Raw genomic sequence first — 25,260 nt, 5'->3', positions numbered from 1 at the left:
GATAATCAAGTTTCTGGATCTACATCCTATAGGTATATGGCTGTAGGATTAATTAGGATTGATCTACAGCGATATACCCTTGTTGGTGTTTGGCCGCTTTGATTTGCTCAATCAGCCAGCAGGCGGCCGGGCCGAGTTGGGCCTGGCGAAGCCACACCAGATCGACGTGGACGGCACGCGGCCAGGTGGGGACGTCAAGCATCACCAGCCGGTTTTGCCCGAACATCTGCACCAGCCAGCTCGGTAGCGCTGCCCAGCCAAAATCGCGCAAAGTCATTTCCAGCAGCATCAGATAGCTTGGTGCCAGCCAGCAGCGCGGGCTGTGCGTGCTGGGCATGGTTTCGCTATAGCTGCTGAGCTTGAGCTCGCGATGTGCAGCCAGCTCGGCATTGCTCACGGTGCCTGCGCTGGCCAGCGGATGTTGCTGGCCGACATAAATGGCAATTTCGGTGCGCCCGGGCAGTGGGTGGCGGTAGACATCGGCTTCGTCCGATTCCAGCGCCCTGATCAGCCCCAGCTGCGCGCGACCGCTGCGCAGCAAGGCCAGCACATCCTGATCTTCGCCCACCAAGCATTCCAGCCGCAAAAGCGGAAACGCGCTGGCAAATTCGCTCAGCAGGGCTTCAAATTCCAGCGACTGGAAAGTATCGGACAACACAATGCTGAGCTGCGCTTCCAGCCCGGCTTGCAGCGAACGCGCCTGATGCGTCAAATCGGCGTGGCTATTGAGCACATGCCGGGCGTGGCTCAGCAGGCGGGTGCCCGCCGGAGTCAGGCTGGGCTGGCGCGAGCTGCGATCAAATAGCTGCAGACCAGCGTCGATTTCCAGCTGGCTGATGGCCTCGCTGATGGTGGACTGGCTTTTGCCCAGATGTCGGGCTGCGGCGGAAAATGAGCCAAGCTGGGCGGCGTGGACAAAGGCATTCAGTGCGTCGATTGAATTGAACATGGCGGCGTACCCGCTGTGTTGTGAACTGATGTATCGGATTATCCGATGGAAGCTAATTTAGTTCTATCGGTTTTTTGCCGGATAATCGGCGTATCCGTTTAACTCGTACAGGAAGACCCTCTTGCTGAACACGGCTCATCAGTCCGACACCCTCTTATCGCTCCCGGAAAAAACCTGGCTGGAGCGCGCCGCCCACGCGCTGCTGTTTGAAGTGGGCGGCGTGATTCTGGTCACGCCGCTGGCCGCCTGGTTGATGGGGTCAAGCATGGCGCACGTGGGCGTGCTGGCGGTGATTCTGGCCAGTATTGCCATGCTGTGGAACGCGGTGTTTAATTTTCTGTTTGAAAAACTCGAACGCCTGCGTGGCTGGCAGCGCACGCCACCCATCCGTGCCTTGCACGCCTTGCTGTTTGAAGGCGGCTTTATCCTGATGGCCTTGCCGCTGACGATGTGGTGGATGGATTTAAGCCTGTGGCATGCGCTGGCGATGGATATTGGCTTTTTTCTGTTTTTCCTGCCCTATACCTATTTATTCAACTGGGGCTACGACACGCTGCGCCGCATGTATTTCCGCCGCGTTTGCCCGGCCTAAAAGCCTGTTCACAATCTGCTGCGCTTCGGAGATGCGGCGTTAAAAACGCCTTCGGAATGCTCATTTACAATGTGTAAACTCCGCTTCCTCTGCCGTTTTTGCCTTGCCTCGCTCTAGCTCGCTAGATTGTGAACACGCTTTCAATCTAAAGGTCTGCTGATTAGCCCAGACGGCGATCAACGCCATTCCATGCTGCGCTGACTAGCTCTGGCGCGACATCAGGGTGGAGCAGCTTGTATTGGGCCAGTGCATCGTGCACATGGGCAAAAAAGCTGTCGGCACCCAGTGCGCTGGTGACGCCGTAGCGGTCAAACGCCTCGCGCAGCGGGCGGTTGCAGCGGGCAAACTTCAGATCAATGCCCGCTTCTTCCAGTAGGCGATTGAGTGTTAGCAGCTGCTCGGCAGCGGTGACGTCAAGAAAAGTGATCGCTTGCGCGTCAATCAGCACCCAGCGCGTGTCACCGTCTTCGGCCACCAGCTGGCTGATGCGGTCAACAAAATAGCTGCTATTGGCAAACAGCAGCGGCGCATAAAAGCGGTAAACCAGCAGGCCTTGCAGATAGCGCGATTCACCGCTTAAATGCGCCTCGGCCACATCATGAAAGCCCTTGCGGCCAGCCACCGAGCACAGCACAGCATCAAAGGGGCGGGCCATAAACTGTATGAGGTATGCCAGTGAAAGCAAGATGCCAACAATGATCCCGGGCAATACCCCCACAATCAGCACGCCAGCGGTGGTAATCAGCGAGAATATTGCCGCAGTGCGGTCAAGCCGGTACATCTCGACCCAGGTGCGCACCTCGATCAGGTTTAGCCCGGCAAAAATCAGCAGCGCCGACAGCGTGGTTACTGGCAGATAGCGCAATGAGCCGGATAGAAAAAGCAGAAACAGCAGCAAGAGCAGGGCGGCAAACAGGCCGGACATTACCGATTTGCCGCCAGCCGCATCGTTGATCGCCGTGCGCGACTGGCTGGCACCCAGCGCAAACCCTTGCCACAGGCTGGCCGCTACATTGGCCAGCCCCAGCGCCATCAGCTCGCGGTTGGGGGCAATTTCATAGTGATTTTTTTGTGCAAAAGCGCGGGCCAGCAAAATGCCCTCGGGCATCGCCAGCAAGGCAATACCGGCAGCGGCAGGCAATAGCGTGGTGATCTGGGCCAGGCTGAGTGCTGGCCAGGCCAGATCGGGCAGCCCCTTGGGCAGATCGCCCAGCAGCGCCACGCCATGCTCGGCAATATCGAGCAGATACGCACCGCTAATGGCCACAATAAACAGCAAAATCGCTGCTGGCAGCCTAGGTTGCAGCTCGCGCAGCAAGGCCAGAAACAGAATGGAGAGCAGGCCAATAATCAGGCTGGTGGCGTGGATCTGTTCATGTCGGGTGATTAACTCCAGCACGCGCGGGAAAAAAGCCGATTCGTGCAGACTCAGCCCGGTCCATTTGCCCAGCTGGCTGGCGATCAAGATCAGTGCTGCGCCATTCATAAAACCCAGCAACACGGGTTTGGACAGTAAATCGGCCATCGCGCCCAGCCTGGCCTTGGCTGCAATCAGCATCAGCACGCCCACCAGCAGCGTCAGTACGCTACTGAGCATCAGGTATTGCGCCGGATTGCCATTGGCCAGCGGGGTAATGGCCGCCGCCACCAGCAAGGCGAGCGCGGCATCCGGCCCGACAATCAGCTGGCGCGAGCTGCCCAGCAGGGCGTACACCAGCATGCCGGCCAGCGCGGTATACAGGCCATACTGGGCCGGCATGCCCGCCAGATCGGCGTAGGCCACGCAGGCCGGAATTAGCACCACGCAGACGCTGATCCCCGCACCCAGATCGTCGGCCAGATATTCACGGCGGATTTTGGCCAGCCCCGATTGCTGCGACAGTTGTTGAAGCAGCCGAAGTACCTGCCTGCTTGCGGCACTTGCCGATGGTTTCGCCATTATTTTTATCCTGTTGCGAGCATCCCTGTTTTCAGCTTAGCCAGCAAATTGTGTTCTGGCGCACGATCTTCTTGCCCGGTTGGCGCTGTAAGCTTTTCCAAAGGCAGGGGGTGAATATTTACGTTAAGATCTGCGCACTTCTTTTATGGTGTGTTGCTGTGCGCCCACGCGGTTTTCCTGCCCTTTTCCTGCCCCGTCGTGCCACGCTGGCCAGCTGGCTAGCGCTGCTGGCCATCGTGGCGCAGCTGTTGCTGCCGTTTGTGCATGCGGCAGCGATGGATGCTGGCGTGAAAATGGCCTGGTGTGGTACTGGCCCGGTGCCTGCTGCGCTGAATGGTAATGTGCTGACGCCCGATACCGATCTGCTCGAGATCGCCGAGATGGCCGTGCTGGCCAGCGAGCGTGGCGACGCCAAGCTGATCGTCAAATGTGCTTTGTGTTCGGTGGCCGGGTTGCACGCCATTGCACCGCTGCAAGCGCCAGTCAGCCTGCCTTTGCTTGCACCCCTGCAGCATGCGCCGCCGCCGTGGCAACAGGCTTTTGTCTCCCCGCTCTCATTCTCCACGCCGCCGCCACCGCGCGGCCCGCCGCTGATTTCCTGATCAATCTATCTAGTGTCTGCTGACTTTGGGTTTTCAAGCCCAAGGTCAACGTCAACAATCTGCAAATCCTTGTTGTGCTGCTGCCGGTCTGTCCGCGTTGGCGCCAGCCACGCGGTGTTTGCAGGTATGGATTCGATTAGCCCTGCTGCATTTGGCAGCAGGGCTCGCCGAGTCTGGCCGCCTGCTGCGCGCCAGACCGTGAGGAAAAAAATGTCTGCTATTCCAACTTTGCGCAGCAGTGTCTGCGCCGTCCTGGCCACGCTGGGGCCTGCGAATGGGTTCGCCAGCGAAATCACACAACTGGATGAAATTGTCGTTACCGCCACCCGTGAAGCCACGCCGTTGACCAAAGCACCAATGGCGATGGGCAAAGTGAACGAAAAAACCATCGCAGAGACCAAGCCCAACTTTATCGGCCAGGTGCTCGATAAAATTCCCGGCGTGCATATGACCGATCTGGGCAACGAGCAGCACAATATGTCGATTCGCCAGCCGATGACTTATTCGGCGGTGTATCAGTATCTGGAAGACGGCGTACCGATTCGTCCGGTCGGTATTTTCAACCACAACGCGCTGTATGAAATCAATCTGCCCGGCAGTGACGGTATTGAAGTCGTCAAAGGCCCAGCGTCCAGCCTGTATGGCAGCAATGCGGTTGGTGGTGCAGTCAATTTCACCACCGCTGCGCCCAGCGCGACACTGAGCTGGAATGCTGTTGCGCAATTAAGCTCCGAGGGGTATCGCCGTACAGACCTTGGTGTATCTAATTCCTGGGGTGATACCGGCTTGCGTATCTCTGGCTATAGCGCCACGCGTGGCAGCAGCTGGCAAGACTATAGCGCGATGAATAAAACCGGACTGACTGCGCGGCTGGATCATTGGCTCACCGATTCGCTGCTGTGGAAATCGGTGCTGACCTATTCCAAGCTCGATACCGATATGCCAGGCAGTGTGAATGAAAGCGACTATCAGACCCGCCCCGGTTATTCGTATCAGACCTTCACCACGCGTCAGGTTGAAGCCCTGCGCGCCAGTAGCAGTCTGGCGGGCGAATTGAACGCGGGCGGTTTTAGTAGCGCCACGCTGTATTACCGCGACAACAGCACCTATCAGTTACCGAGCTATCTGATTTTCAATACCGGGGCGAGTTCGGCCAGCGGGCGAACGACCGATAACAGCTTCACATCTTTGGGGCTAAGTGCCTTTCATCGCCAGCAATGGGGCGATTTGAAGCTGACCGTGGGTGGCCTGATCGAGGCCAGCCCGAATGATCAGCGCGAAGTAAATCTATCTATCGTCCGTGATCCGAAAACTGGCAAATACCTCAGCTACCAAACCGGCAGCGTGCGCCGCGATTACCGTGTTGATCTAGGCAATCAGGCGCTGTTTGCCGATGCCAGCTATGCATTGGCGGCGGGCTGGGCGATCAATGGTGCAATCCGTTACGACCGGGTGAAATACGATTTTACCAATCATTTAACGCCGTCGGCGAGCACTGGCGCGGCTTCGCAAACGCAGTCGTTTGCAGCGACTTCGCCCAAAGTCGGCTTTACCTGGGATGCAGCCAGCCAGGTCTTTGTTTACGGTGGCTACAGCCAGGGCTTTACGCCGCCCGAAGTCGGCTCGCTATTTAGCAGCGCCACTGTGCCCGATCTGAAGTCGGCCAGTTTTGATCAGTTCGAGCTGGGCGCGCGTTTTTCGCCGCTGGCTGGTGTGAAGGTTGATGCAGCGGTGTACCGCCTCGACGGTGAAGACGAGCTGGTGAGCTACAGCATTATCCCAGGCAAATCCGAGCCACGAAACGCGGGTAAAACGCGGCATCAGGGGGTCGAGCTGGGGCTGGACTGGGCTGTGAATCCACAGTGGACTGCCCGTCTGGCTGGCCAGTACGCGCAGCATCGCTACCGCCAGTACAGCCCGTCACCAAGCGAAAACTACGCGGGCAAGGACATTCCGGCAGCCCCCAAGTGGCAAGGCACGCTGGAGCTGACCTACAAGCCGTTCAGCCAGGCCAGGCTGGCATTGGAAACGGTATACCTGGGGCCGTATTGGATGGATAGCGGCAACACCGTTGAGTACAAGGGACATACCCTCTTTAATCTGCGGGCGGAATATCGCCAGCAGAACTGGACCTTCTGGGCGCATGCGCTCAATTTAAGCAATGCACATTACGCCGAAATGGCCGCATCCAGCTACAAGGGCAGCGGTGCACATGGCCCTAATACGCAGGATACCTACAGTCCTGGCGCACCACGCAGTTTCTTTGTTGGTGTGAGCTATGCTTTCGGCGCCAGTCCCTTTGGCGCTAAAGGAGAACAGTAATGAAGCGCGAAGAGATTGAATTGGCCCCCCAGAGCACGCAGCGCAGCAAGGGCAACAGGGTCAGTAGGCTGGGCTGGCTGAATCGCTGGCATAAAAAGCTGGCGTGGGTGGCCGGGATAGCGGTGATTTTCTGGGGCTTAACCGGGGTCTTGCACCCGATTATGTCGGCGCTCTCGCCCAAGGTGCAGCCCTTGCCCGTGCCAGCTGCGCTGCCTGCCGATCTGCAGCCGGTGACGCTGCACAGCCTGCAGCTGCCCGCCGGACAAATCCAGTCGGCCCGTTTGCGCATGCTCGGCGAGCAGCCGGCGTGGCGGATTGGTTTGCAGGGGCAGGCGAGCGGCCTTTGGTATGACGCGCAAAATGGCAAGCTGCTGGTGAATGCCGACGCGGCCGAGGCCGAGCGTCTGGCACGTGCGCTGGTGGGCGATATGCAGTCGCCGATTGCGCGCATCACACCGGTGACCGAGTTTAGCCGCAGCTATCCGGCCATCAATAAAATGCTGCCGGTCTGGCGGGTCGAGTTTGCCCGCGACGATGGCATGGTGGCCTTTGTCGATACCGAAGGGCGGCGTCTGGCCAGCTTGTCCGACCAGACCAAGCGCAGCCTGATGCCGGTGTTTTCGCTGCTGCACACCTGGAGCTGGGCGAGCGAACCGGTGAAAAAAGCTGGTATTACGCTGGTGCTGGGCATTGCGCTGCTCAGCATGCTCGGCGGCTTGTGGATGTACTGGCTACGTTACCGGATGGGCACGCTCAGAAGCGAGCAGCAGCGTTTGCGCCGTCTGCATCGGGCACTGGGTCTGGGCGCAGGCGTCGCCGGTCTGGTGATTACCGTATCCGGTTTGACGCATTTATGGCTGCAAGCCGCGCCGTTTCAGGCGGCCAAAGCGCAGCCTCTGGCGCAATTGCCCGACTTGCACCATATCCCGCCCGGCGTGGCGGTGCTCACTGCAGTGAATGTCGCTGGTAAGGGGTATTGGCTGGTAGAGCATACTAAGAAAGAGCTGCAGGGCAATACCCAGGTGGCTGCTCATCAGCATCATGCCAGCACCGCCCCTTCGCAGCTGCCGGACTATCTGGATGCGCACGGCCAGCCACAGCAGGGTTTGGCGCAGATTCATGCCATGCAACTGGTGCGTCAGCTGGCTCCGCACGATGCTACTGTGCAAAACGCGTCGGTGAGCAAGGTCAGCCTGATCAGCCAGTTTGGCGGCGAATACGGCTTTTTCCAGAAACGGCTGCCGGTGTACCGCGTAGATCTGGCGCTGCCCAATCAGCCCAGCTGGTACCTCGAGCCAGCGACGGGCACATTTTCCACCCGAGTGGACAATGCCGATCGATTTGAAGGCTATCTGTTTGCCAATCTGCACAAATGGCACTGGCTCGATGGTTTGGGCAAAACCAGCCGCGATGTGATTCTAGCCGGTTTTGCCGCTGCCAATGTGCTGCTGGCGGTAATGGGTTTGTTTTTAATGAGGCGGGCCAAGGGTCGAGCTGGCCGCTGAATCGGGGGAGGATGAGTCGGCGGTATTTTTAAGCGGAACCTGACTATCGCGTACCTGATTGCGCCCGTTCTGTTTGGCAAAAAACACCGCCAGCTCGGCTTCCTGTACCAGATAACTCGGGTCAAGCTCGTGGCTGGCCATACTGCCGGCGCACCCTATGCTGGCACTGACATAGCCGGTGGGCGATTGCGGGTAGGGGATCTGCAGCTGGTGAATCACGTCGAGCAGGCGCAAGCCGATGTTCTTCGCGCCGATCAGCGGCGTATATGGCAGCAGCACCACCAGCTTGTCGCCGCCAAAGCGGGCGATCAGATCTTCCGGGCGGCGCAAAGTGCTTTGCAGGGCTTTGGCAATTTTCTGCAGGCATTGATCGCCAGCCAGATGGCCTTCCTGTTCGTTAAAGCGGGTGAAATGATCCAGATCGATGATCAGGATGGAGATTTCGCTGCCTTGCCGCCCGGCCAGCCGCCAGAGGTTTTGCAGTGTTTCATTGAAAAACGTGCGGTTGGGCACGCCAGTCAGCTCGTCCTGATAGGCATAGCGGCGCAGCGATTCGGCGCGCTCTTGCAGGATTTCTTCGCGCATCACCGAGTTGGTGACGTCGTGAATCTGGATCAGCGCAAATTGCTCGTCGTTGTACTGCGGCAGAGGCGTGATATGGATGGCCTGCTGCATGCGCGTGGGCATATCCCCTTGCTGCTGCGGGGCGCGAAACAGATTGAACGGCGCTTTGTTCAGCGATTGCGACAGCGTGGCCGACAGGTTTTTGTGCAGCGCCTGCTCCAGTGCCTGAATCAGACGGCTGTGCTGCAGCTCGGGGCAGGCTTCCACCAGCCGCATGCCCGCGACCTGATCGGCACTCAGGCCGGAGGCACGCTCGAGCCAGTGATTCCACAGCACAATTTCGCCGCGCTGATTGAGCAGGATAATGCCCAGCTCCAAGGTATCAAAGGCGCTATAGAGCAATAAAGGATAACGATTTTTCATAATGTATATGGCCCTGAGCTAATCAATAACTGGCCTGCGGCCCTATACCTGATAGAAATTTCTCGATTTCACAAACCAGCAAATCCAGCGAGTCCGAGTTCATGATGAAAATGACATAACCTTCAATTTTGCGATCAGCCAGTGTGAACTGGATATGCAGCAGCATGACCAGCTGTTCGGGCTGACAGCGCTGCAGCACTTCCTGGCTGCTGCCGATGTGCAAGATGGGCAGGCCGCAATGAAATTGCTGCTGGAATACTTCGGATAGCGAGGCCAGACAGGCATTGAGGATGATATTGCCCACCTCGGCCAGCGCGTCTTGCTCAAGCTCGGACAGGTACTCGATCGGCATGTTTTTACCTATCATCAGCCGTACCAGCTCCAGCGAGCGGTTTTCCGGGAAAATCAGAAAAGCGTGGCCGTTAAAACAGCCGTCAAAATCCTGCTGGACACCGCAAATGCGCAGATTGCTCTTCGATAGCAGCTCGCAGGCGTTTTCCAGCGTGTAGAACTGGAGATAGGGCACCGAAAGTAGGACTTCTTCGCCGACCATCTGGCTCATTGTGGCGGCAGCCTGCCCAACGCTGATATTGAAAATCTCGCAGATGGCATCCTGCTGCAAAGGCGTAAACTCGCGCATTATTGGCCCTCGGCAAAAGCAATAATCTGCAGCAGTGTTTGCTTGTTGATTGGTTTGGGGATGAAGTAGAGTTTGGCTCCCGCTGCGCGATCACGTGTACTTTGTTGCACATTGGCTGTGAGCAGGATGATTTTGGCTTCGCTTTGCAGCGCATGCAGCTGGCGGGCGGCTTCAATGCCATCCATGCCCGGCATGTTCAGATCCATGCTGACCAGCTGGATAGTTTCGCGGATAGCATGGTCAATGGCTTCCTGACCATTGGCGGCCTCCAGAAAATGCCAATTCGGGCGCAGATCGGCCAGTTGCGAGCGTAGCATCAGGCGTGAAACCCGGCTGTCGTCAACAATAAGCATGGTGTAGGTCATCGTAGGCTGCCTGTGGTGGGATAATCCACTTTAGCAGTTTTTATTTGAAGCGCAGCCGGGCTGCGATGGGTCAGCAGATCCACCCGCGGCTGCTTGTGAATGGCCAGCTGAAAGCCTGTAGGGCGCACCTCAGCTGGCATTCGGGAAACACAGTATGACACTGAGTTGGAAATGGATTGTCCTGTTGTCGCTGCTGATCCACGCCAGCCTGATCGTCTGGCTGCCGTACACGCCGCCTGAACGGGCCAGCGCGGTGATGATGGTGTTTGATCTGGCGCCTGTACCACCACCTGCGCCATCGGATCGAACCACCGTGCAGCAATCTGCCGTGCAGCCCGCACCGCAAGCCGTAAAACAGCCGGGAAAAGCGCCGCTGCCGCCTATCCAGCCCGGCTCGCTGGTGTCCAAGCAGCCGGAACTGCCAGCCCCAGCTACGCAGCAAAGCCCATCTGCCAGCGCACCCGTAGAAAAAGCGCAATCAGAAGCGGCTGCTGAACGCATGGCTACAGAGCGCAATCCTGCCGCTTCAGCAGGCCCGCAATCAACCGCAGCCAGCAAGGTTGCAGAGAGTGGCAATAGCGGCCCGGCATTGCTGCGCCATCCGACGCCGGAGATTCCACGCCAATTGCGCCAGCTCAAAGCCAATGGCACGGTCAGGCTGCGCATTGTGCTGGCGGCCAGCGGGGAGGTACGTGAGGTCGAGATTATGCAAAGCAGCGGGTATGACGCTTTTGATCAGGTGGCCAGAAAGCAGGTCTTGAATGAATGGACATTCAGAGCGGCGCGGCGCGGTGGCGTGGCGGTTGAGAGCGAGCTGATTGTGCCGCTGCGCATGCAGGTGATTGATGAGGCGGTGCCCTGACAACGGTAGCTAGATACTCGGTTTGCTTAAATCGGGCTGCTGTATGTTGGGTGCCAGTAGCGGCAGATGCAGCGTAAAGCGGGTAAATTGCCCCGGCTCGCTATCGAGATACAGCTCGCCGCCCAGTACGCCGGTGGCCAGATTGTAGGCAATATACAGCCCCAGCCCGCTACCGCCTTTGCCCAGCTTGGTGGTAAAAAACGGATCGAACACGCGTTTTTGCAGCTCGCTGCTGATGCCGCAACCATTGTCCTGATACACAATGCGGCAATAGTCGGGCGCGTGCTCGGCCAGCGATATGGTGATCTGCCCCGAGGGCAGGCTTTCAAAGCCGTGCAGAACGCTGTTCAGAATGAAATTACTGAAAATCTGCTCAAGCGGCCCCGGATAGCTGTTGAACAGCACACCAGTTGGAATCTGGTTTTGCACGCGATGCTGAGTGTGTTTGAGCTGCGGGTGCAGCATCAGCAGCACTTCGTCGATCAGCTCGGCCAGATCGAATTCGCGGCGTCTGGTGCTGTCGGTATCGACGGCAACCTGCTTGAAATGCGAAACCAGATCGCTGGCGCGGCGGATATTGCGCTCGATCAGCTGGCTGGCGTCCAGATTGTTGCTGATATAGCTTTCCAGCGTTGATTTTTTCAGCGTATTGCTTTGCAGCTGCTGATCGAGCTCTAGGCTGCTGGTGCTTAGCGCGCTGCTGCAGGTCAGCGCCGCGCCCAGTGGGGTATTGAGCTCGTGGGCAATCCCGGCGACCAGACTGCCCAATGCGGCGAGCTTTTCCGATTGCACCAGCTTGTCCATCGCTAGATGCAGCTCCTGATTACTTTGCGCCAATGCTTTGGTGCGCTCCTGCACCCGGCTTTCCAGCGCTTCGTTCGATTCGATCAGCCGCACATTAAGCTCGTGAATTTCATGCTGGAATTGTCTGCGCTCCTGATTAGTCATCGCGCGCACCGCAATATCGGCGATCTGGCTGGCGTGCTGGATATCGTCCGGAATCCAGTTACGCTGCTCGCCACGGTGCTCGAACATCAGCACATAATGCTGGTTGCTACTGTGAACCGGAAAAGCCAGGATGGATTGAATCTGGCGTGGCTGCAGATAATACTCGGCCAGATCCCAGGCATCAGGGTGATGCAGCGCGTCGTGGGCAATCAGCGATTTGTGGCGCGATATCAGGCGCATGAATACCGGCGCCGCTGAGGCCAGAATCGGCGCCTCGTGGATAAATTGCCCGCTTTCCCGACAATACATACTCAGGCAGCGAAGCTGATCGGCTTCGCACAGCCATAATCCCACCCGATCCAGATTCAGAATCCGGGTTGCCGCCTGGGTGATTTCGGGGCAAAACTCGTCGGGTTTGCCTTGCTCGATGGCCGGGTGATTAGCCAGATTGATCAACATGCTGCCCACGCTCAGGCGCAGGCCGGTTTTTTGTTCCAGCTCGGCGCGCTGTTCGGGCTGACTGCTGTTGTTGAGCTGCTGCTGAAATTCAAAACCAGCTTTCAGTTCGGCCAGTGCTAGCGGCATATTGAATAAAGCTTCGGCGTAGCTGGCGGCCGCCAGGTGCAGGCGCATCAGAATGTGCGAGAAATCATTTTCCAGTGCTATACGCTGGCCTTCGTGAATGACATCCAGCGCTTGCTGCCAGTGTTCTTGCCGGGCGTGGATTTTGGCCATCGCGCTGTAGATATTGGCCAGCCCCCACTGATAGGCAACCTGTTGCGCCAGCTTGAGCGCATTGTCGAGCAAGTGCATGGCCAGATTCAGATCACCTTCATCCAGCGCGATTTCGCCCAGCCGGTAGTAGGATTCGGCCGCGTAGTCGGGGAAATGATGGATCAGACACAGATCGCGCGCGCGCTCCAGGATTTGTCTGGCTTCGGAGTTGCGGTGGCAGCGTAGCAGATTGACGCCCAGATTGATGTAGATTTTGGCTTCCAGATACGGATCGTTCACTTCATTAATGCGCGCTGCGGCGGCCTGATGAAACTGGATGGCCGCTTGAGGATCGTCCAGCGCGTCGTAAATCTGCCCAACGCCCACTTTGGCTTGCATCCAGGTTTTGGCGTCGCTCTCGGCCAGCTCGATGCAGGTGAGCCAGTTTTGCAAGGCGGTGCGGTATTCGCCCTTGGTGTAATGCAGGCGGGCAATCTGCTCGTAAATCCGTGCTTCCAGAATAAAATCATGCAGCGCCTGCGCCTGCTGGACGGCTTCGTATAGCACATTGCGCGCTTCAAAAGCGCGGCCTTCGTGATCCATGATTTTGCCGTACAGCTCGGCAGCACAAATCTGGTAATAGGGCTGGCGCATTTCGCGCGCCTGAGTAATCAGCTCAAGGCAGGCCAGCCGCGCCGCTTCGGGCTGACTATGCCAGATGTGTTCGATTTGGATGAGCTGGGCGGCCAGATCGGATTGCACGGTGCTTTCCTGTAGTAATAAATGCTTGGGTCTGTTTCACTAAACCCGCAATGAATGAATTCAGTGTGGCATAGTTTTGGGTTTTTTCTGCCGTTTCTGGCCACCCTGGATTTAGGGCGCGCGCAAGGGGATTTCCAGTTTGATCAGGGTGTATTGCTTTGTAGAGCTTTCTACATAAAGCTTCCCGCCCAATACCTCCCTGGCCAGATTGCTGCTGATATACAGCCCCAGCCCGCTGTGCGCCTGATCGCCATGCACAAAAGGCTCCATCACCTGCGCAAGCAAGCCAGGTGCAATGCCGCTGCCGTTGTCGCAGCAACTAAGCACCAGCTGCTGGCCGATTTGCTGGGCGTTCAATTCGATCATGCCGTTCTCCCTGCCGGCCAGACCATGCTGCAGCGAGTTCTGGATCAGATGCGTCAGAATCTGCTCCAGCGCACCGGGGTAGCTGTCGAGCTCGATGGCCGGATCGATGGCCAGCAAAATCTGCTGTGATGGCCCGGCCAGCGAGCGCGACAGGATTCTGACCAGATCCTGCACGGTCTGGTACAGATTAAAGGTGCGGCGGCGCTCGCTGCTGGTATCGACGGCCACCAGCTTGAACTGGCTGACCAGCTCGCTGGCTTTGGCGATTTTTTGCTCGATGCTGCTGCTTTGCATGTGAATGGTGCCCACCATGCCAAGCAGGTCGGATTTTTTGAGGGCATTGTCGGCCAGTTGTCGTGCAATTTGCGTGCTGCTCTGATTGAGCGACTGGCTATACAGCAGCGCTTCTTCCAGCGGCGTCACCAGCTCGCTGGCAATGCCCGACACCAGCCGCCCCAGTGCCGCCATTTTTTCGGTTTGCACCAGCTGGTGCATCGCCTGCTCCAGCTCGCGATTGCTCTGTGCCAGCACCTGCGTGCGCTCTTCAACGCGCTGTTCCAGCTCGGTGTGCGCTTCGCTCAGGCGTGCATTCAGAATGTGGATTTCGTCCTGGAAATGGCGGCGGTCTTCATTGCTAAGTGCGCGCGCGGCAATATTGCTCAGCTGATGGCCGTATTGCACCTCGTCGGGCAGCCAGTTGCGCTGCGTGCCCTGATGTTCGAACATCAGCAAAATCTGCTGCTCATTGTACTGGAGCTGGAAAATCATCACCGAGTGCACCTGCCGTGGTAGCAGATAATGCTGCGCCAGATCCCAGGCGTAATGATGGTGCTCGGCGTCGTGCGCAATCGTCGCCTGTTTGCGGGCCAGGCTGGAGAAGAACACTGGAATCTGCTCGCGATACAGCGTTAGCCGGGCAGGGTAGAGGCGCTGTTCGCTGCAGTACAGATTATCCAGCTGTGCCGCATCGGCGCTCAGCTGCCATATGCTGACGCGATCGAGCTGCAATATATCGCAGCCTGCCTGCGCAATCAGCGGCCAGAAGTCGCAGCTGTCGCCGTGTTCGATCAGGTGATGATTGGCCAGATCAACCAGCTTGCTGCTGGTGCTGGCGCGCAAATTGGTTTTGCGTACCAGTGCATCGTTTTCTGCGGACTGATTGCTATGCTGCAAATGCGTTTGCAGCGCAATACCGGCTTTCAATTCGCTAATGGCCAATGAGATCTGGCCGGTCTGCTCGGCAAAGTGCGCGGCAGACTGATGCAGGCGCATCAGCACCGGGGAGAACTGCGCGGCGCGGGCAATACCCTGCGCAATAAACACCCGTTCCAGTGCCGCCTGATCATCGTGCTGGCGCGAATGAATCAGCGCCATATTGTGCAGAATATTGGCCTCGCCCCAGCGATAATTGACCCTGCGCGCATAGTGCAGCGCATTGCTGAGCAATTCCATGGCCTGATCGAGCGCGTTTTCCTTGAGCGAGATTTCGGCCAGCCGGGAAAACGAGGTGGCGGCATAGTCGGGAAAATCATGCTTGAGGCATAAATCCAGCGATTGAGTGAGCGCCTGTTCGGCGGCTTTGAGTGAATCGAGCTTGAGCTGGACTACGCCGATATTGATCAGGATTTTGGCGTGCAGATACGCATCGTCCACTTCGCCAATGCGGCTCAGTGCCTTGTTGTGAAACAGCAGTGCGGTCTGGCATTCGCCCAGCGCATCATAAACTTGGCCGACGCCAATCTTGGCCAGCATCCAGACGCTGGCTTCGCCATCCTTGAATTCGGCCAGCTCGATACAGCGCAGCCAGCTTTGCAACGCAGTGGGGTAATCGCCTGCAGTGTAATAAGAGCGAGCTATCTGCTCGCATACCCTGGCTTCGAGCTTGAAATTATGAATCGCCTGCGCCTGCTGCAGCGCCTCGTACAGCAAATTGCGTGAGCTGATTGGCTCGCCCATATGATCCATGATTTTGCCGTACAGCTCGGCAGCATGGATTTGCAGCAAGGTGGCATGCTGCTCGCGCGCCTGCCCGATCAGTTGCTCGCAGTGCTGGCGGGCCAGATCAGGTTGCTGATGATAAATGCCCTGGATGTGCGCCAGCTGCGCGGCAAGCTCATCGGTCATCGTGGTTGAATTAGGCATAGGGGCTTGAACAGAATCGGCTAAGCGGGAGGGGCTACAGTGTCACGACTCAGGTCAACACGGTGTACCCTAAAACGGCCAGCAGGTCGCTGTGGCAGCATAGCTTACTTGCCCGAGTGAAGCTATGCCGCCACTGCGAAAACCCAGATCAAAGTGCCACGATCAGCCGCCGCTGCCCTTATCCGTGCCCTTACGCCGCAGCGAGTGACGGGCTGTGTCGTGACGAGCGCATATTGCCGGGCTTCAGGCGGCGCAAGGCCTGGCCAGCAGCGTTAAAGACGTGGAAAGACTGGCACGCGGCGCTGATTTCGATGCTGCTGCCCAGCGCCACATCGCGCTCGCCATCGCCGCGTACGACGATATCGCTGCCATTAGCTAGCGTGATATACAGGTAATTGGCTTCGCCCAAGTGTTCGACCAGATTGACTTTGCCGTTGAATTTTTCGCATTCTGTGACGCCTTCGAGCCGGTCTTCCTGCAGATGCTCGGCGCGAATGCCGACGGTGACGTCTTCGTTGACTTTCAGATTTGCCGCGTCAACCATCGCGCGAATTTCCTGCCCGCCTGCCAGCGTGATATACACGCCGCCCGCGTCAATCGACGTCACCCGGCCTTTGAGCAAATTCATTTTGGGCGAGCCGATGAAAGTCGCAACGAATAGATTGGCCGGTTGCTGGTACAGCTCCAGCGGCGTACCGGCTTGCTGGATATGGCCGCCTTCCATGACGACGATTTTATCGCCCAGCGTCATCGCTTCAACCTGATCGTGCGTCACATAGACCATCGTTGCGTTCAGATCGCGGTGCAGTTTGGCGATTTCAAGGCGAGTTTGTACGCGCAAAGCAGCGTCCAGATTCGACAGTGGTTCATCAAATAGAAAGAGTTTCGGCTCACGCACAATCGCGCGACCAATTGCCACGCGCTGGCGCTGGCCGCCCGACAATTCACGCGGCAGACGCTCAAGCAGGTGGTCGATTTTCAGAATTTTGGCAGCGTTTTTGATGCGTACATCAATCTGCGCTTTGTCTTCGCCGGCGATTTTTAAGCCAAACGCCATGTTTTTGTACACGCTCATATGCGGGTAGAGCGCGTAGCTCTGGAACACCATCGCGATACCGCGCTCGGCGGGTGGCAAATCATTCACCACCGCGTCGCCAATCGACAGCTCGCCGCCGGTGATCGATTCCAAACCGCACAACATGCGCAGTAGCGTCGATTTGCCGCAGCCCGATGGGCCGACCAGCACCACGAATTCGCCGTGTTTGATATCCAGATTAATGCCATCCAAAACCTTGGCTGTGCCGTCGTAGGATTTGGATAGATTATTGAGTTTTACTGTTGCCATCTGCGTACTCCTATTGCGACCTCCTGGGTATGGCCAGAGAGGTCAATTTCTATTTGTTCTTGATAGCAATACCCGTGGTGGTATTGTGAACGTGTCATATTTTTCGGTTTAGTGCCTTCGGCACTCTGTTTTACAGTCGCGATCCGCGACAGGGACTTACTTCTCTTGCTTCGCCAAGAGAAGTAAGCAAGAGAAGGCGACCCGGGCGAAAAGCGCTCCGCGCTGCCCTTGCGTCGTCGTGAGCCAAACGATGAAACTGTTTGTCTCTCTCCTCGCCGCGGTTTTCGCTACACGGGGTTTTAAGCCCCAGCTCAATCAGCGCGCTTCGTTGTGGCTCCTATAAAACACAAACTTATTTCACCGCGCCCGAAGTCAGGCCTCGGATCAGTTGGCGCGAGAAGATCGTGTACATAATCAGCACCGGAATCACCGCCAAGCTCAAGCTCGCGAGCACGGCGTTCCAATCGGTGACGTATTGGCCAATAAATTGCTGCACGCCCAGCGTGACCGTTTGCGTTTCTTCACCCGGCGCCAAAATCAGCGGGAACCAGAGATCGTTCCAGACCGGAATCATCGTAAATACCGCCACCGTCGCGACTGCAGGGCGAATCAGCGGCAGGATGATCTGGAAGAAAATCTTGAACTCGCCCACGCCGTCGCAGCGCGCAGCTTCTTTGAGCTCTTTCGGGATTTGCGAAATAAACTCGGACAAAATCATGATCGCCAGCGGCAAGCCTTGCGCGGTGTAGACCAGCACCAAGGCCGTCAGCGTATTGATCAGATTCAATTCGACGATCAGCTCCAAGATTGACACGGTGCCCAAGCGGATCGGCACCATAATGCCGATCGCCATATACAGCGCCAGCAGGCGATTGCCGCGAAATTTATATTCCGATAATGCCCACGCTGCCATCGCGCCAAACAGCAAGATCAGCGCCAGCGACACTAGCGTCACCGTCAGGCTATTGCCGAAATACAGCATGAAGTTCGATTTGGCGATGACCTTCTCAAAGCCGCCAATAAAGAAGGTTTCGGCGTTCGGTAAAGCCAGCGGATCGTCAAAAATGCCCGAGCGGCTTTTAAACGCATTAATCAGAATCAGGATGATCGGAAACAGCGCCAGCAGCGTGTAGCCGCCGAGTGCGAGATGAACGCCTGCTGCCGAGAGCGGCTTAGTGACTTTATGTTTATTCATGGCGCGCTCCTTAAAGCTCGTAACGCGTCAGCTTGCGCTGAACAAAGTAGAAATACGCACCGACACCAGCGAGGATGACGAGGAACATCAAAGTCGCGACGGCTGCGCCCATCGTTGGGCTGCCGATCTGGCTCTGGTAGCCAAAGAAGGTGCGGTAGAACAGCGTGCCCAGAATATCGGTGCTGTAGTTCGGCCCGGCGATGGCGCCTTTGACCGAGTAAATCAAATCGAAGGCATTAAAGTTGCCGACGAAAGTCAGAATCGTCACCAAGCCCAGCGTCGGTAAAATCAGCGGCAGTTTGATTTCCCAGAAAATGCGCCAAGCGGAAGCGCCTTCCACGTGCGCAGCTTCAACGATGTCTTCCGGCACGGCCAATAGCGCAGCGTAAATCAGCATCATCGGGATGCCGACAAACTGCCAGACTGAAATCAGCGCTAATGTAATCAAGGCCGAGCCTTCTTCGCCCAGCCATGGCGCGAAGTAATCAACGAGCCCCACTTTATCCAGCAAGCCTTCGGAAACACCCCACAAAGGCGACAGAATCAATTGCCAGATAAAGCCGATAATCACGACCGACAGCAGCGTTGGCAGGAAAATCAGCGTGCGATAGTGACGCGCGCCCTTGAGGCCTTTGAGCGAGAGCAAGGTGGCCAGAATCAGGCCGATGGGGTTCTGGATCAGCAAGTGAATCAGGAAAAACTTGCAGTTATTCCACATCGCATTCCAGAACGATTCCGACCAGGCCGGGTCGGTCAGAATCGTGATGTAGTTGGCCAAGCCGACAAAGCTGGTTTGGCCAGCGTCATTGCTGGTGAAAAAACCCAGACGCAGCGTATCGAGCAGCGGCAGCGCGCTAAAGACCGAATACAGCAGCACGGCGGGGGCTAAAAAGACGGCGATATGCCAAGGCATGCGTTTCATCGCAAGCTCCCAAACAAAGTCCATGGCTGGCATTGCCAGCGCAATGTTGCGGAAATAAAAAGAACCGGCGGTGGTGGATGGAACGCACCGCCGGCTGAAACCCACATCCATCACTGTGAGAGGAGGAGAGGAGGGTATAGCGCCATAGCTCATATTGAATATGCTCTACATTGATATACCCACTTGATGGTCGTGTTGGCCCGTTGAGAAACCGGGTGGTTTATTTCTGCTGTGGCTTATGCCATTTGGCAAAACCGGTCTGGATTTTGGCGGCGGCGTCTTTCGGTGCCATTTTGCCGTTCAGCACTTGCGAGCTGACATTCCACAACTCGTTTTCCATCGCTGGCTCGCCACGGTTCATGATCTGCGCGTTTAGGCGGATGGTTGAACCGCAGGATTTGCGCCAGTCCAGCATCTGTTTGGCCACCGGGTCTTTGACCGAAATCAGGTGGTTTGAGAGCGAGAAAAAGCCGGTGACTTTATTGGTGTACAGGTCGGCAAATTCTTGCGAGCCCAGCCAGGCGAGGAATTTGTACGCTTCGGCCTTGTTTTTGGCTTTTGGATTGATACCCATGCCAATGTCGGTGTGATCCGAGATGTAGCACTTGTCGCCTGCTTTGGCGACTGGCGGCGGGAAGGCGCCAAAATCGAGGCCTTGCTGGTTAAAGTAGGCAATATCCCACGAGCCAGCCGGGTAGATCCCGGCCTTGCCCATCGCGAACAAGTTTTGACTGTCAGCATAAGTTTGTGCTGACGCGCCTTTGCCCATATACGGGCCCCACTTGGCCATTTGTTCCCACGCCGCCACAAATTGCGGATCGGTAAATTTGGCTTTACCAGCGATCAGCGCTTTACGGCCTTCTTCACCTTTCCACGCGTTCGCACCAATGCTGGTGAACACGATCTGGTTCGATTCCCACTGATCGGCAGTGCCCAGTGCGATCGGCGTTTTGCCCGCTTTTTTCAGGGTTTCCAGCGCGGCAAAAAATTCAGCCTGCGTTTTTGGCTCTTTCAGATTCAGGTCTTTGAAGATTTTCTTGTTGTAGAAAAAACCATGCATGACGGAAGCCATCGGCATGCAGTAGGTGTTTTTGCCATCGTCGGTTTGCCAGGCCACTTTGGCCGAGGCTGGGAAATATTCCATGCCGGGCTTGCCATCGAGTTTTTCCAGCTGGCCTTTTTTGAACAAGTCGAGCGACTTGTCAAACGGGCGGCAGGTGATCAGATCGCCCGCTGTGCCGCCTGCCAGACGCGCAGTTAGTGATGAATCGTATTCAGTGGGTGCGGTTGGTGTGAATTTGACCTGAATGCCGGGGTTTTTCTTCTGGAACGCCGGGATCAGCACGTCTTCCCACAGTGTTTTGTCATCAACGCGCCATGATTCAATGTTAATGGTGCCGGCTTGTGCGGCGCTGCCAGCCAGCAATGCAGCGGTGATGGCGGCGCGAACTGATGCTTTGTAAAGCGTGTTATGCATGATCGAATATCCTCGTGTTGCCGTGATCTACTGCCACGGTGCAAGGAAATTATCACGTTGATTCATGTGACACGATTTTGCCCCGACGCCCAGCTTGTTAATACGCTAACTATCTGATTTATATCATCTATGGTGGTTTTTCTGCCTGATTTTCTGCCCGGCAGGCTTTACAAATATTAACGAAAGCCCTCATCGCCAAGGGCGGGGAACTCAGCAAAAATAAGCCCAAGCGGGCGTATCGGCAGTGTGAATCGTGTTAGGGTTCGGCAAGAATATGTGATGTTTTATTACAATTTACTGTCCTTGCTTACGATATAGTGACCGCATCTTGGTGGAGTACACAACAGGTGTTTGAATTCAAAGCAAAAATCAGTGTGCTGGGCTTGCTGTTCTGTGCCAACGCCTGCGCCAGCGAATCGGTCGATGTGCTGCATTGGTGGACTTCCGCCAGCGAGCGCGGCGCGACCCGGTTTTTGCAAAGTAAATTACTCGAAGAAAAAATCGAGTGGCGCGATGCCGCGATTCCCGGTGGTGGCGGTATTGGCGCAATGCGGGTCTTGAAAAGCCGTGTACTGGCGGGTAAGCAGCCTGCGGTGGCGCAATTGATTGGCCCGGCGATTGCCGAATGGGCCGATCTGGGGCTGATTCTGGAGCTCGATCAGGTGGCCAAAACCCATGGCTGGCACAAATCGCTCTCGCCCACGGTCAGCAATTTGCTGATGCACCGCGAACACACGGTGGCGGCGCCGCTGGGGCTGCACCGGATCAATAATCTGTATTACAACGTTCGCCTGTTCCGCCAGCTCGGTTTGCCCGAGCCGCGCACCATGGATGATTTCAAGCGCGCAGCGCTGCGGCTGGCCGCGGCCAATATTATTCCGCTGGGGCAAAGCAGCGAAGCCTGGCAGGTGGCCACGCTGTTTGAAACGCTGGTGCTGATGGAAGGCGGGCCCACGTTCTACCGCGATGTCTTTGTCGAGCGCAGCGCCACCGCCTATCTGGATGCGCGCTTTGCCCGCGCTCTGAATCGCTTGCGCCAGATGCGCACCTATACGCATGTGGGGGCAGGCAAATTGCCACGCGAGCAATCTTGGACGGACGTGGCCCAGCAGTTTGCCGCCGGACAAATTGGCATGGTGATTATGGGTGACTGGTTCAAAGGTGAATTGCTGAGTATGGGGCAAAAGCTCGACACCGATTTTGCCTGTACCACCGTGCCCAATACCCAGCAATATCATCTGTACAGCATTGATAGCTTTGTGATGTTCAGCGGCGATTATTCGCAGCAAGCCGTGCAGGAAAAGGTGGCGCAGCTGATGGTGTCCATGCCGGTGCAGCAGGGCTATAACCGCATTAAGGGCTCAGTGCCGGTGCGCCGTGATCTGGACCCCAAAGCCGTAGCTGCGCTTGATCGTTGTGCCGCCAGCTCCTGGCAGACATTTAACCGTGGCAAAGTGGTGCAGGCGCCCAGCCTGGTACACCGCATGGCCACCGACGAAAAATTCAAAGACGCCATCGTGGCGCAAATCCAGAAGTTCTACCTGGACGACAGGATCAGCGTGGCCGATTACCAGCAGCGCATGTCGGCTATGGTGCGGGCTCTGAATATACAAGAAGGAAATATGGAATGACGCGAAAAATCCTGATCGTCGACGATGACCAAAAAACGCGCATGCTGCTCAAGGCGTATCTGGAGCGCAATCAGTACGAAGTGCGCCTTGCGCACGATGGCGAGAGCTTTCATCAGGAATTCGAGCGCTGCCGCGACGAGCTCAGCCTGGTGATTCTGGACGTAATGCTGCCCGATACCGATGGCTTTGTGCTGTGTCAGGCCGTGCGCAAGCAATGCAATGTGCCGATTATTATGCTCACGGCCAGCTCGGATGACACCGACCGCATTGTCGGGCTGGAGCTGGGCGCCGATGACTACATCGCCAAACCTTACAACCCGCGCGAATTGCTCGCCCGCATCAAGGCCATCCACCGCCGCGCCGGGCTGGATAATGCCCACACTGGCGGGCGCTATTACCGCTTTGTCGGCTTTACGCTCGATACGGTTGAACGCACTTTGCATTCGCCCAGCGGCGATTCGGTCAAGCTGACCGGGCTGGATTTCCAGCTGCTGAAATTCTTTCTCGAGCATCCCGGGCAGATTCTGGATCGCAGCCAGCTAGCCGAAGAAACGCGCGGCCGCGATATTGGCCCGCTCGATCGCTCGCTGGATGTGCAGGTCAGCCGTCTGCGCCAGCGCCTGTCGGATGACGGCAAGCAGCCTAGCCTGATTAAAACCGTGCGCGGCGCAGGCTATGTGCTGTCGGCCGAGGTGAGCCTGAGCAATGTCTGAACCGCGCATTACGGCGGCGATGATTGAGGCGGGGCAGGAGCTAGCCAGCCCCAGCACGGCGCGCTGGCGCACTGAGGGCAATGAGCAGCCCGCCCGTTTGTCTGATCGCAAGATCGGTCGCTGGATAGGCCGCTGGGTTGGCCGCCGCGCGCCCAACTGGGTGGAGCGCTTGTTGCCAGCCAGCCTGCTGGCCCGCTTTCTGCTGGTGATGGCGCTGGGGGTATTGGCGTCGCAGCTGCTGGGTAATCTGATCTGGGCTACTTATCTCAAGGGTAAATCCGAGCAGGAAGTGCGGCAGGCTTCATTGCATCTGTCGTCGGGCGCGGTGAGTGCGATCCGCTATTTTCACAGCCTGCCGCTCAATTACCGCCAGCTGGTGATCGAGCAGATCCGCGAAATCGGCGGGACACGTTTTTTCATCAGCGCCAATAGTGATCTGGTTGAGCTAGAGGGTATAGAGCCAGAGCCCTTGTCCAATGTGGTCTTGGAGGCAATACATCAGGATATTTCCAGCAAGCTGCCGCAACTGCATGCTGTACGGGTCAGCTTTGCCTGGCCTGACAAGCTGGCGGTCAACAATGATGGCACCCTGATTGCCGAGCTGCCCGATCACTGGATCAAAAACACCCTGCTGATCAAGCCGCGCCCCGCGCCCATATTAGTGATTCAGGCGCAACTCGAGCCAGGGCAATGGCTGTATCTGGCCACACTGATGCCTGACCCGTTTTTTCTGGAAAATAGCAATCCCTTGCCGCCCGAGCGCTGGCTGCTGCAATTTGTGACCTTGCTGACCGTCTTGTTGCTCAGCTGGGTGGTGGCGCGCTGGATTACCGGCCCGCTGGCCGCGCTATCGAATGCCGCTGAAGCCTTTGGCAAGGGCGAATCGCCTGTATTGCCAGAAACCGGCAGCGTTGAGTTTGTCCGCACCGCGCAAGCCTTTGCCGCCATGCGCGAGCGCATTGTGCGCTATCTGGAAGACCGTGAAAAACTCTTTACTGCGATTAGCCACGACTTGCGCACGCCGATTACCCGGCTGAAATTGCGCACCGAAATGCTGGACGACGACGCCACGCGCGCCGAGTTTCACGAAGACCTCGACGAGCTCGATATGATGGTCAAGGGCGCGTTGCAAAGCGTGAAAGACAGCGATATTCACGAAAATCACACTGCAATTAGTTTGGATGCCATGCTCGGGCGTATGGTGCGCGACGCGCGCCTATCGGGGCACGAAGTGGCGTTTACCCGCTGCGGCCTGCGCGTCAAAGGCAAACCGCTGGCGCTGAAACGCGCCATCGGCAATCTGCTCGACAATGCGCTGTTTTATGGCCAAAGCGCCGAAATCAGCGTGTTTGAAGGGGTGGGCAAATGCGTGATCATCATCCGCGACCACGGCCCCGGCGTACCTGAAGAAGCCCTGCACACGCTGTTTGACCCCTATGTACGGCTAGAACACGGCCGCCACAGCAACAGCCACGGCCACGGGCTGGGCTTGGGCATCGCCCGCAACATCATCCAGGCGCACGGCGGCGAGCTGGTGCTGAGCAATCACCACGAAGGCGGCTTGCAGGCGATGATTATGCTGCCAGCGGATTGAGTGTGATGAAAAGGGAAATGGGAGACTGTTTTATTTTGGCGAGTTCGACCCAAAGCGCTCAATCAAGAGCTTGAAACTGTGCGAATGATATTTGATCTTAGCTGCCATAGGTCTTTTCTAAGCCTTTGTTTAAATCCGTGCACGTAAGCGAGTTGAGCCCTTAATTAGGCCCGCTGTTGGTTTTTTTATAAAATTGCTCATACGAGGATTGAGCTTCTATTTTTTCACTGCTTCCGTGATATTCCGGAAGCACAAGAAATTTCCACGCTAACTGATTAGTTGGGTCGAGCCTGTTAGTGTTTGCGTCTTGATCCAGTTGGTGTGCTGTCAGTATTTCACTAAAAGCTTTTGTTTTTGGCTGAGAGGTGGCGCTAATGTATTCGCTGCACATTGAGTAGTAGCAGTCGATTACCTCATTGTATAAATTTTGTGCGGAAAAAGCTAAGTAATCACGCATAACTAATTTTAAATTTCGAACCGAAGCCGGATAAAAGGGTGTGGACTTCTTCGACCAATTTATCCTTGCTCCACGACTTGAAGCTACGCCAAAAATGCTTGGCGTGTTTCCACACGATCTCGATCAAATTGAGCTCAGGGCTATACGCTGGCAAGTACATCACCACAAAACGATGATCCACCAACCAACGATTGACCACCTCTTCATCAAAATGGTGATGCACTGTCGCGT

General features: G+C 56.8%; 20 protein-coding genes. 8 read left to right on the top strand and 12 right to left on the bottom strand.

Annotation, left to right across the window (positions count from 1 at the left end; all coding sequences use genetic code 11):
* Positions 1 to 52: 52 nt before the first annotated feature.
* On the bottom strand, positions 53 to 949 hold the full coding sequence (locus FLS37_RS08165) for a LysR family transcriptional regulator (protein WP_157669398.1): 897 nt from the start codon (positions 947 to 949) through the stop codon (positions 53 to 55).
* A gap of 121 nt (positions 950 to 1,070) precedes the next feature.
* Here FLS37_RS08165 and FLS37_RS08160 point away from each other — a divergent pair, with 121 nt between their 5' ends.
* Positions 1,071 to 1,541, top strand: a complete 471-nt coding sequence (locus FLS37_RS08160) for a multidrug/biocide efflux PACE transporter (protein WP_157669397.1) — start codon at positions 1,071 to 1,073, stop codon at positions 1,539 to 1,541.
* Positions 1,542 to 1,701: 160 nt separating this feature from the next.
* Here FLS37_RS08160 and FLS37_RS08155 read toward each other — a convergent pair whose 3' ends face one another.
* Complete coding sequence (locus FLS37_RS08155) at positions 1,702 to 3,480, bottom strand: SulP family inorganic anion transporter (protein WP_157669396.1); 1,779 nt, start codon at positions 3,478 to 3,480, stop codon at positions 1,702 to 1,704.
* A gap of 158 nt (positions 3,481 to 3,638) precedes the next feature.
* Between FLS37_RS08155 and FLS37_RS08150 the strand changes: the two genes are divergently transcribed.
* The 3 genes from FLS37_RS08150 (at position 3,639) to FLS37_RS08140 (ending at position 7,909) form a co-directional block, all read left to right on the top strand.
* Positions 3,639 to 4,082, top strand: a complete 444-nt coding sequence (locus FLS37_RS08150) for a DUF2946 family protein (RefSeq protein ID WP_157669395.1) — start codon at positions 3,639 to 3,641, stop codon at positions 4,080 to 4,082.
* A gap of 210 nt (positions 4,083 to 4,292) precedes the next feature.
* Positions 4,293 to 6,404 (top strand): TonB-dependent receptor, encoded by a 2,112-nt coding sequence (locus tag FLS37_RS08145; protein ID WP_198314541.1) that lies wholly within the window; start codon positions 4,293 to 4,295, stop codon positions 6,402 to 6,404.
* Positions 6,404 to 7,909 carry a PepSY-associated TM helix domain-containing protein gene (locus tag FLS37_RS08140; protein ID WP_157669393.1) on the top strand — a complete coding sequence of 502 codons (1,506 nt, stop codon included), beginning with the start codon at positions 6,404 to 6,406 and terminating at the stop codon, positions 7,907 to 7,909. Before FLS37_RS08145 ends, FLS37_RS08140 begins: the two co-directional genes overlap by 1 nt.
* Here the strand turns inward: FLS37_RS08140 and FLS37_RS08135 are convergent.
* The 3 genes from FLS37_RS08135 to FLS37_RS08125 are packed head-to-tail and all read right to left on the bottom strand — an operon-like array spanning position 7,874 to position 9,901.
* Positions 7,874 to 8,896, bottom strand: coding sequence for a sensor domain-containing diguanylate cyclase (locus tag FLS37_RS08135; protein ID WP_157669392.1), 1,023 nt, complete (start codon positions 8,894 to 8,896; stop codon positions 7,874 to 7,876). The two genes, FLS37_RS08140 and FLS37_RS08135, sit on opposite strands and share 36 nt — an antisense overlap.
* Positions 8,897 to 8,918: 22 nt before the next feature.
* Positions 8,919 to 9,536, bottom strand: coding sequence for a chemotaxis protein CheC (locus FLS37_RS08130; RefSeq protein ID WP_157669391.1), 618 nt, complete (start codon positions 9,534 to 9,536; stop codon positions 8,919 to 8,921).
* Positions 9,536 to 9,901: a response regulator gene (locus FLS37_RS08125; RefSeq protein ID WP_157669390.1), complete on the bottom strand. Its 366-nt coding sequence runs from the start codon at positions 9,899 to 9,901 to the stop codon at positions 9,536 to 9,538. The genes FLS37_RS08130 and FLS37_RS08125 overlap by 1 nt, the downstream gene beginning before the upstream one ends.
* A gap of 154 nt (positions 9,902 to 10,055) precedes the next feature.
* Between FLS37_RS08125 and FLS37_RS08120 the strand changes: the two genes are divergently transcribed.
* A complete protein-coding gene (locus FLS37_RS08120) occupies positions 10,056 to 10,763 on the top strand; it encodes an energy transducer TonB (protein WP_157669389.1) in 708 nt (235 codons plus the stop codon).
* A 9-nt stretch (positions 10,764 to 10,772) separates the two neighbouring features.
* On the opposite strand, the gene FLS37_RS08115 is transcribed toward FLS37_RS08120, so the two are convergent.
* The 6 genes from FLS37_RS08115 to FLS37_RS08090 form a co-directional block, all read right to left on the bottom strand.
* On the bottom strand, positions 10,773 to 13,187 hold the full coding sequence (locus FLS37_RS08115; RefSeq protein ID WP_157669388.1) for an ATP-binding protein: 2,415 nt from the start codon (positions 13,185 to 13,187) through the stop codon (positions 10,773 to 10,775).
* A 111-nt stretch (positions 13,188 to 13,298) separates the two neighbouring features.
* Positions 13,299 to 15,695: an ATP-binding protein gene (locus tag FLS37_RS08110; RefSeq protein WP_157669387.1), complete on the bottom strand. Its 2,397-nt coding sequence runs from the start codon at positions 15,693 to 15,695 to the stop codon at positions 13,299 to 13,301.
* Between the two features lie 190 nt (positions 15,696 to 15,885).
* A complete protein-coding gene (locus FLS37_RS08105) occupies positions 15,886 to 17,040 on the bottom strand; it encodes an ABC transporter ATP-binding protein (RefSeq protein ID WP_157669386.1) in 1,155 nt (384 codons plus the stop codon).
* A 352-nt stretch (positions 17,041 to 17,392) separates the two neighbouring features.
* Positions 17,393 to 18,235, bottom strand: coding sequence for a carbohydrate ABC transporter permease (locus FLS37_RS08100; protein WP_157669384.1), 843 nt, complete (start codon positions 18,233 to 18,235; stop codon positions 17,393 to 17,395).
* A gap of 10 nt (positions 18,236 to 18,245) precedes the next feature.
* Positions 18,246 to 19,157, bottom strand: coding sequence for a carbohydrate ABC transporter permease (locus FLS37_RS08095; protein ID WP_157669382.1), 912 nt, complete (start codon positions 19,155 to 19,157; stop codon positions 18,246 to 18,248).
* A 220-nt stretch (positions 19,158 to 19,377) separates the two neighbouring features.
* Positions 19,378 to 20,634: an ABC transporter substrate-binding protein gene (locus FLS37_RS08090; RefSeq protein ID WP_157669380.1), complete on the bottom strand. Its 1,257-nt coding sequence runs from the start codon at positions 20,632 to 20,634 to the stop codon at positions 19,378 to 19,380.
* Positions 20,635 to 20,981: 347 nt separating this feature from the next.
* On the opposite strand from FLS37_RS08090, the gene FLS37_RS08085 reads away from it, so the two are divergent.
* Genes FLS37_RS08085 through FLS37_RS08075 form a run of 3 tightly spaced genes read left to right on the top strand, consistent with a single transcriptional unit; the run spans position 20,982 to position 24,572 of the window.
* Positions 20,982 to 22,265 carry an ABC transporter substrate-binding protein gene (locus FLS37_RS08085; protein WP_232522545.1) on the top strand — a complete coding sequence of 428 codons (1,284 nt, stop codon included), beginning with the start codon at positions 20,982 to 20,984 and terminating at the stop codon, positions 22,263 to 22,265.
* Entirely contained in the window at positions 22,262 to 22,978 is a 717-nt protein-coding gene (locus FLS37_RS08080; RefSeq protein ID WP_157669378.1) for a response regulator, read from the top strand. The genes FLS37_RS08085 and FLS37_RS08080 overlap by 4 nt, the downstream gene beginning before the upstream one ends.
* Positions 22,971 to 24,572 (top strand): ATP-binding protein, encoded by a 1,602-nt coding sequence (locus FLS37_RS08075; RefSeq protein ID WP_232522544.1) that lies wholly within the window; start codon positions 22,971 to 22,973, stop codon positions 24,570 to 24,572. Before FLS37_RS08080 ends, FLS37_RS08075 begins: the two co-directional genes overlap by 8 nt.
* A gap of 449 nt (positions 24,573 to 25,021) precedes the next feature.
* On the opposite strand, the gene FLS37_RS08065 is transcribed toward FLS37_RS08075, so the two are convergent.
* Positions 25,022 to 25,260: transposase (locus FLS37_RS08065; protein WP_198314540.1), on the bottom strand; the 239-nt coding region annotated here is incomplete at its 5' end.

Origin of the sequence: Chitinibacter sp. GC72, assembly GCF_009760905.1 — a bacterium.
Classification (GTDB): Bacteria; Pseudomonadota; Gammaproteobacteria; order Burkholderiales; family Chitinibacteraceae; genus Chitinibacter.
The sequence above is the reverse complement of the archived record's forward strand: the minus strand, read 5'-3'. Positions and strand labels throughout refer to the sequence as shown.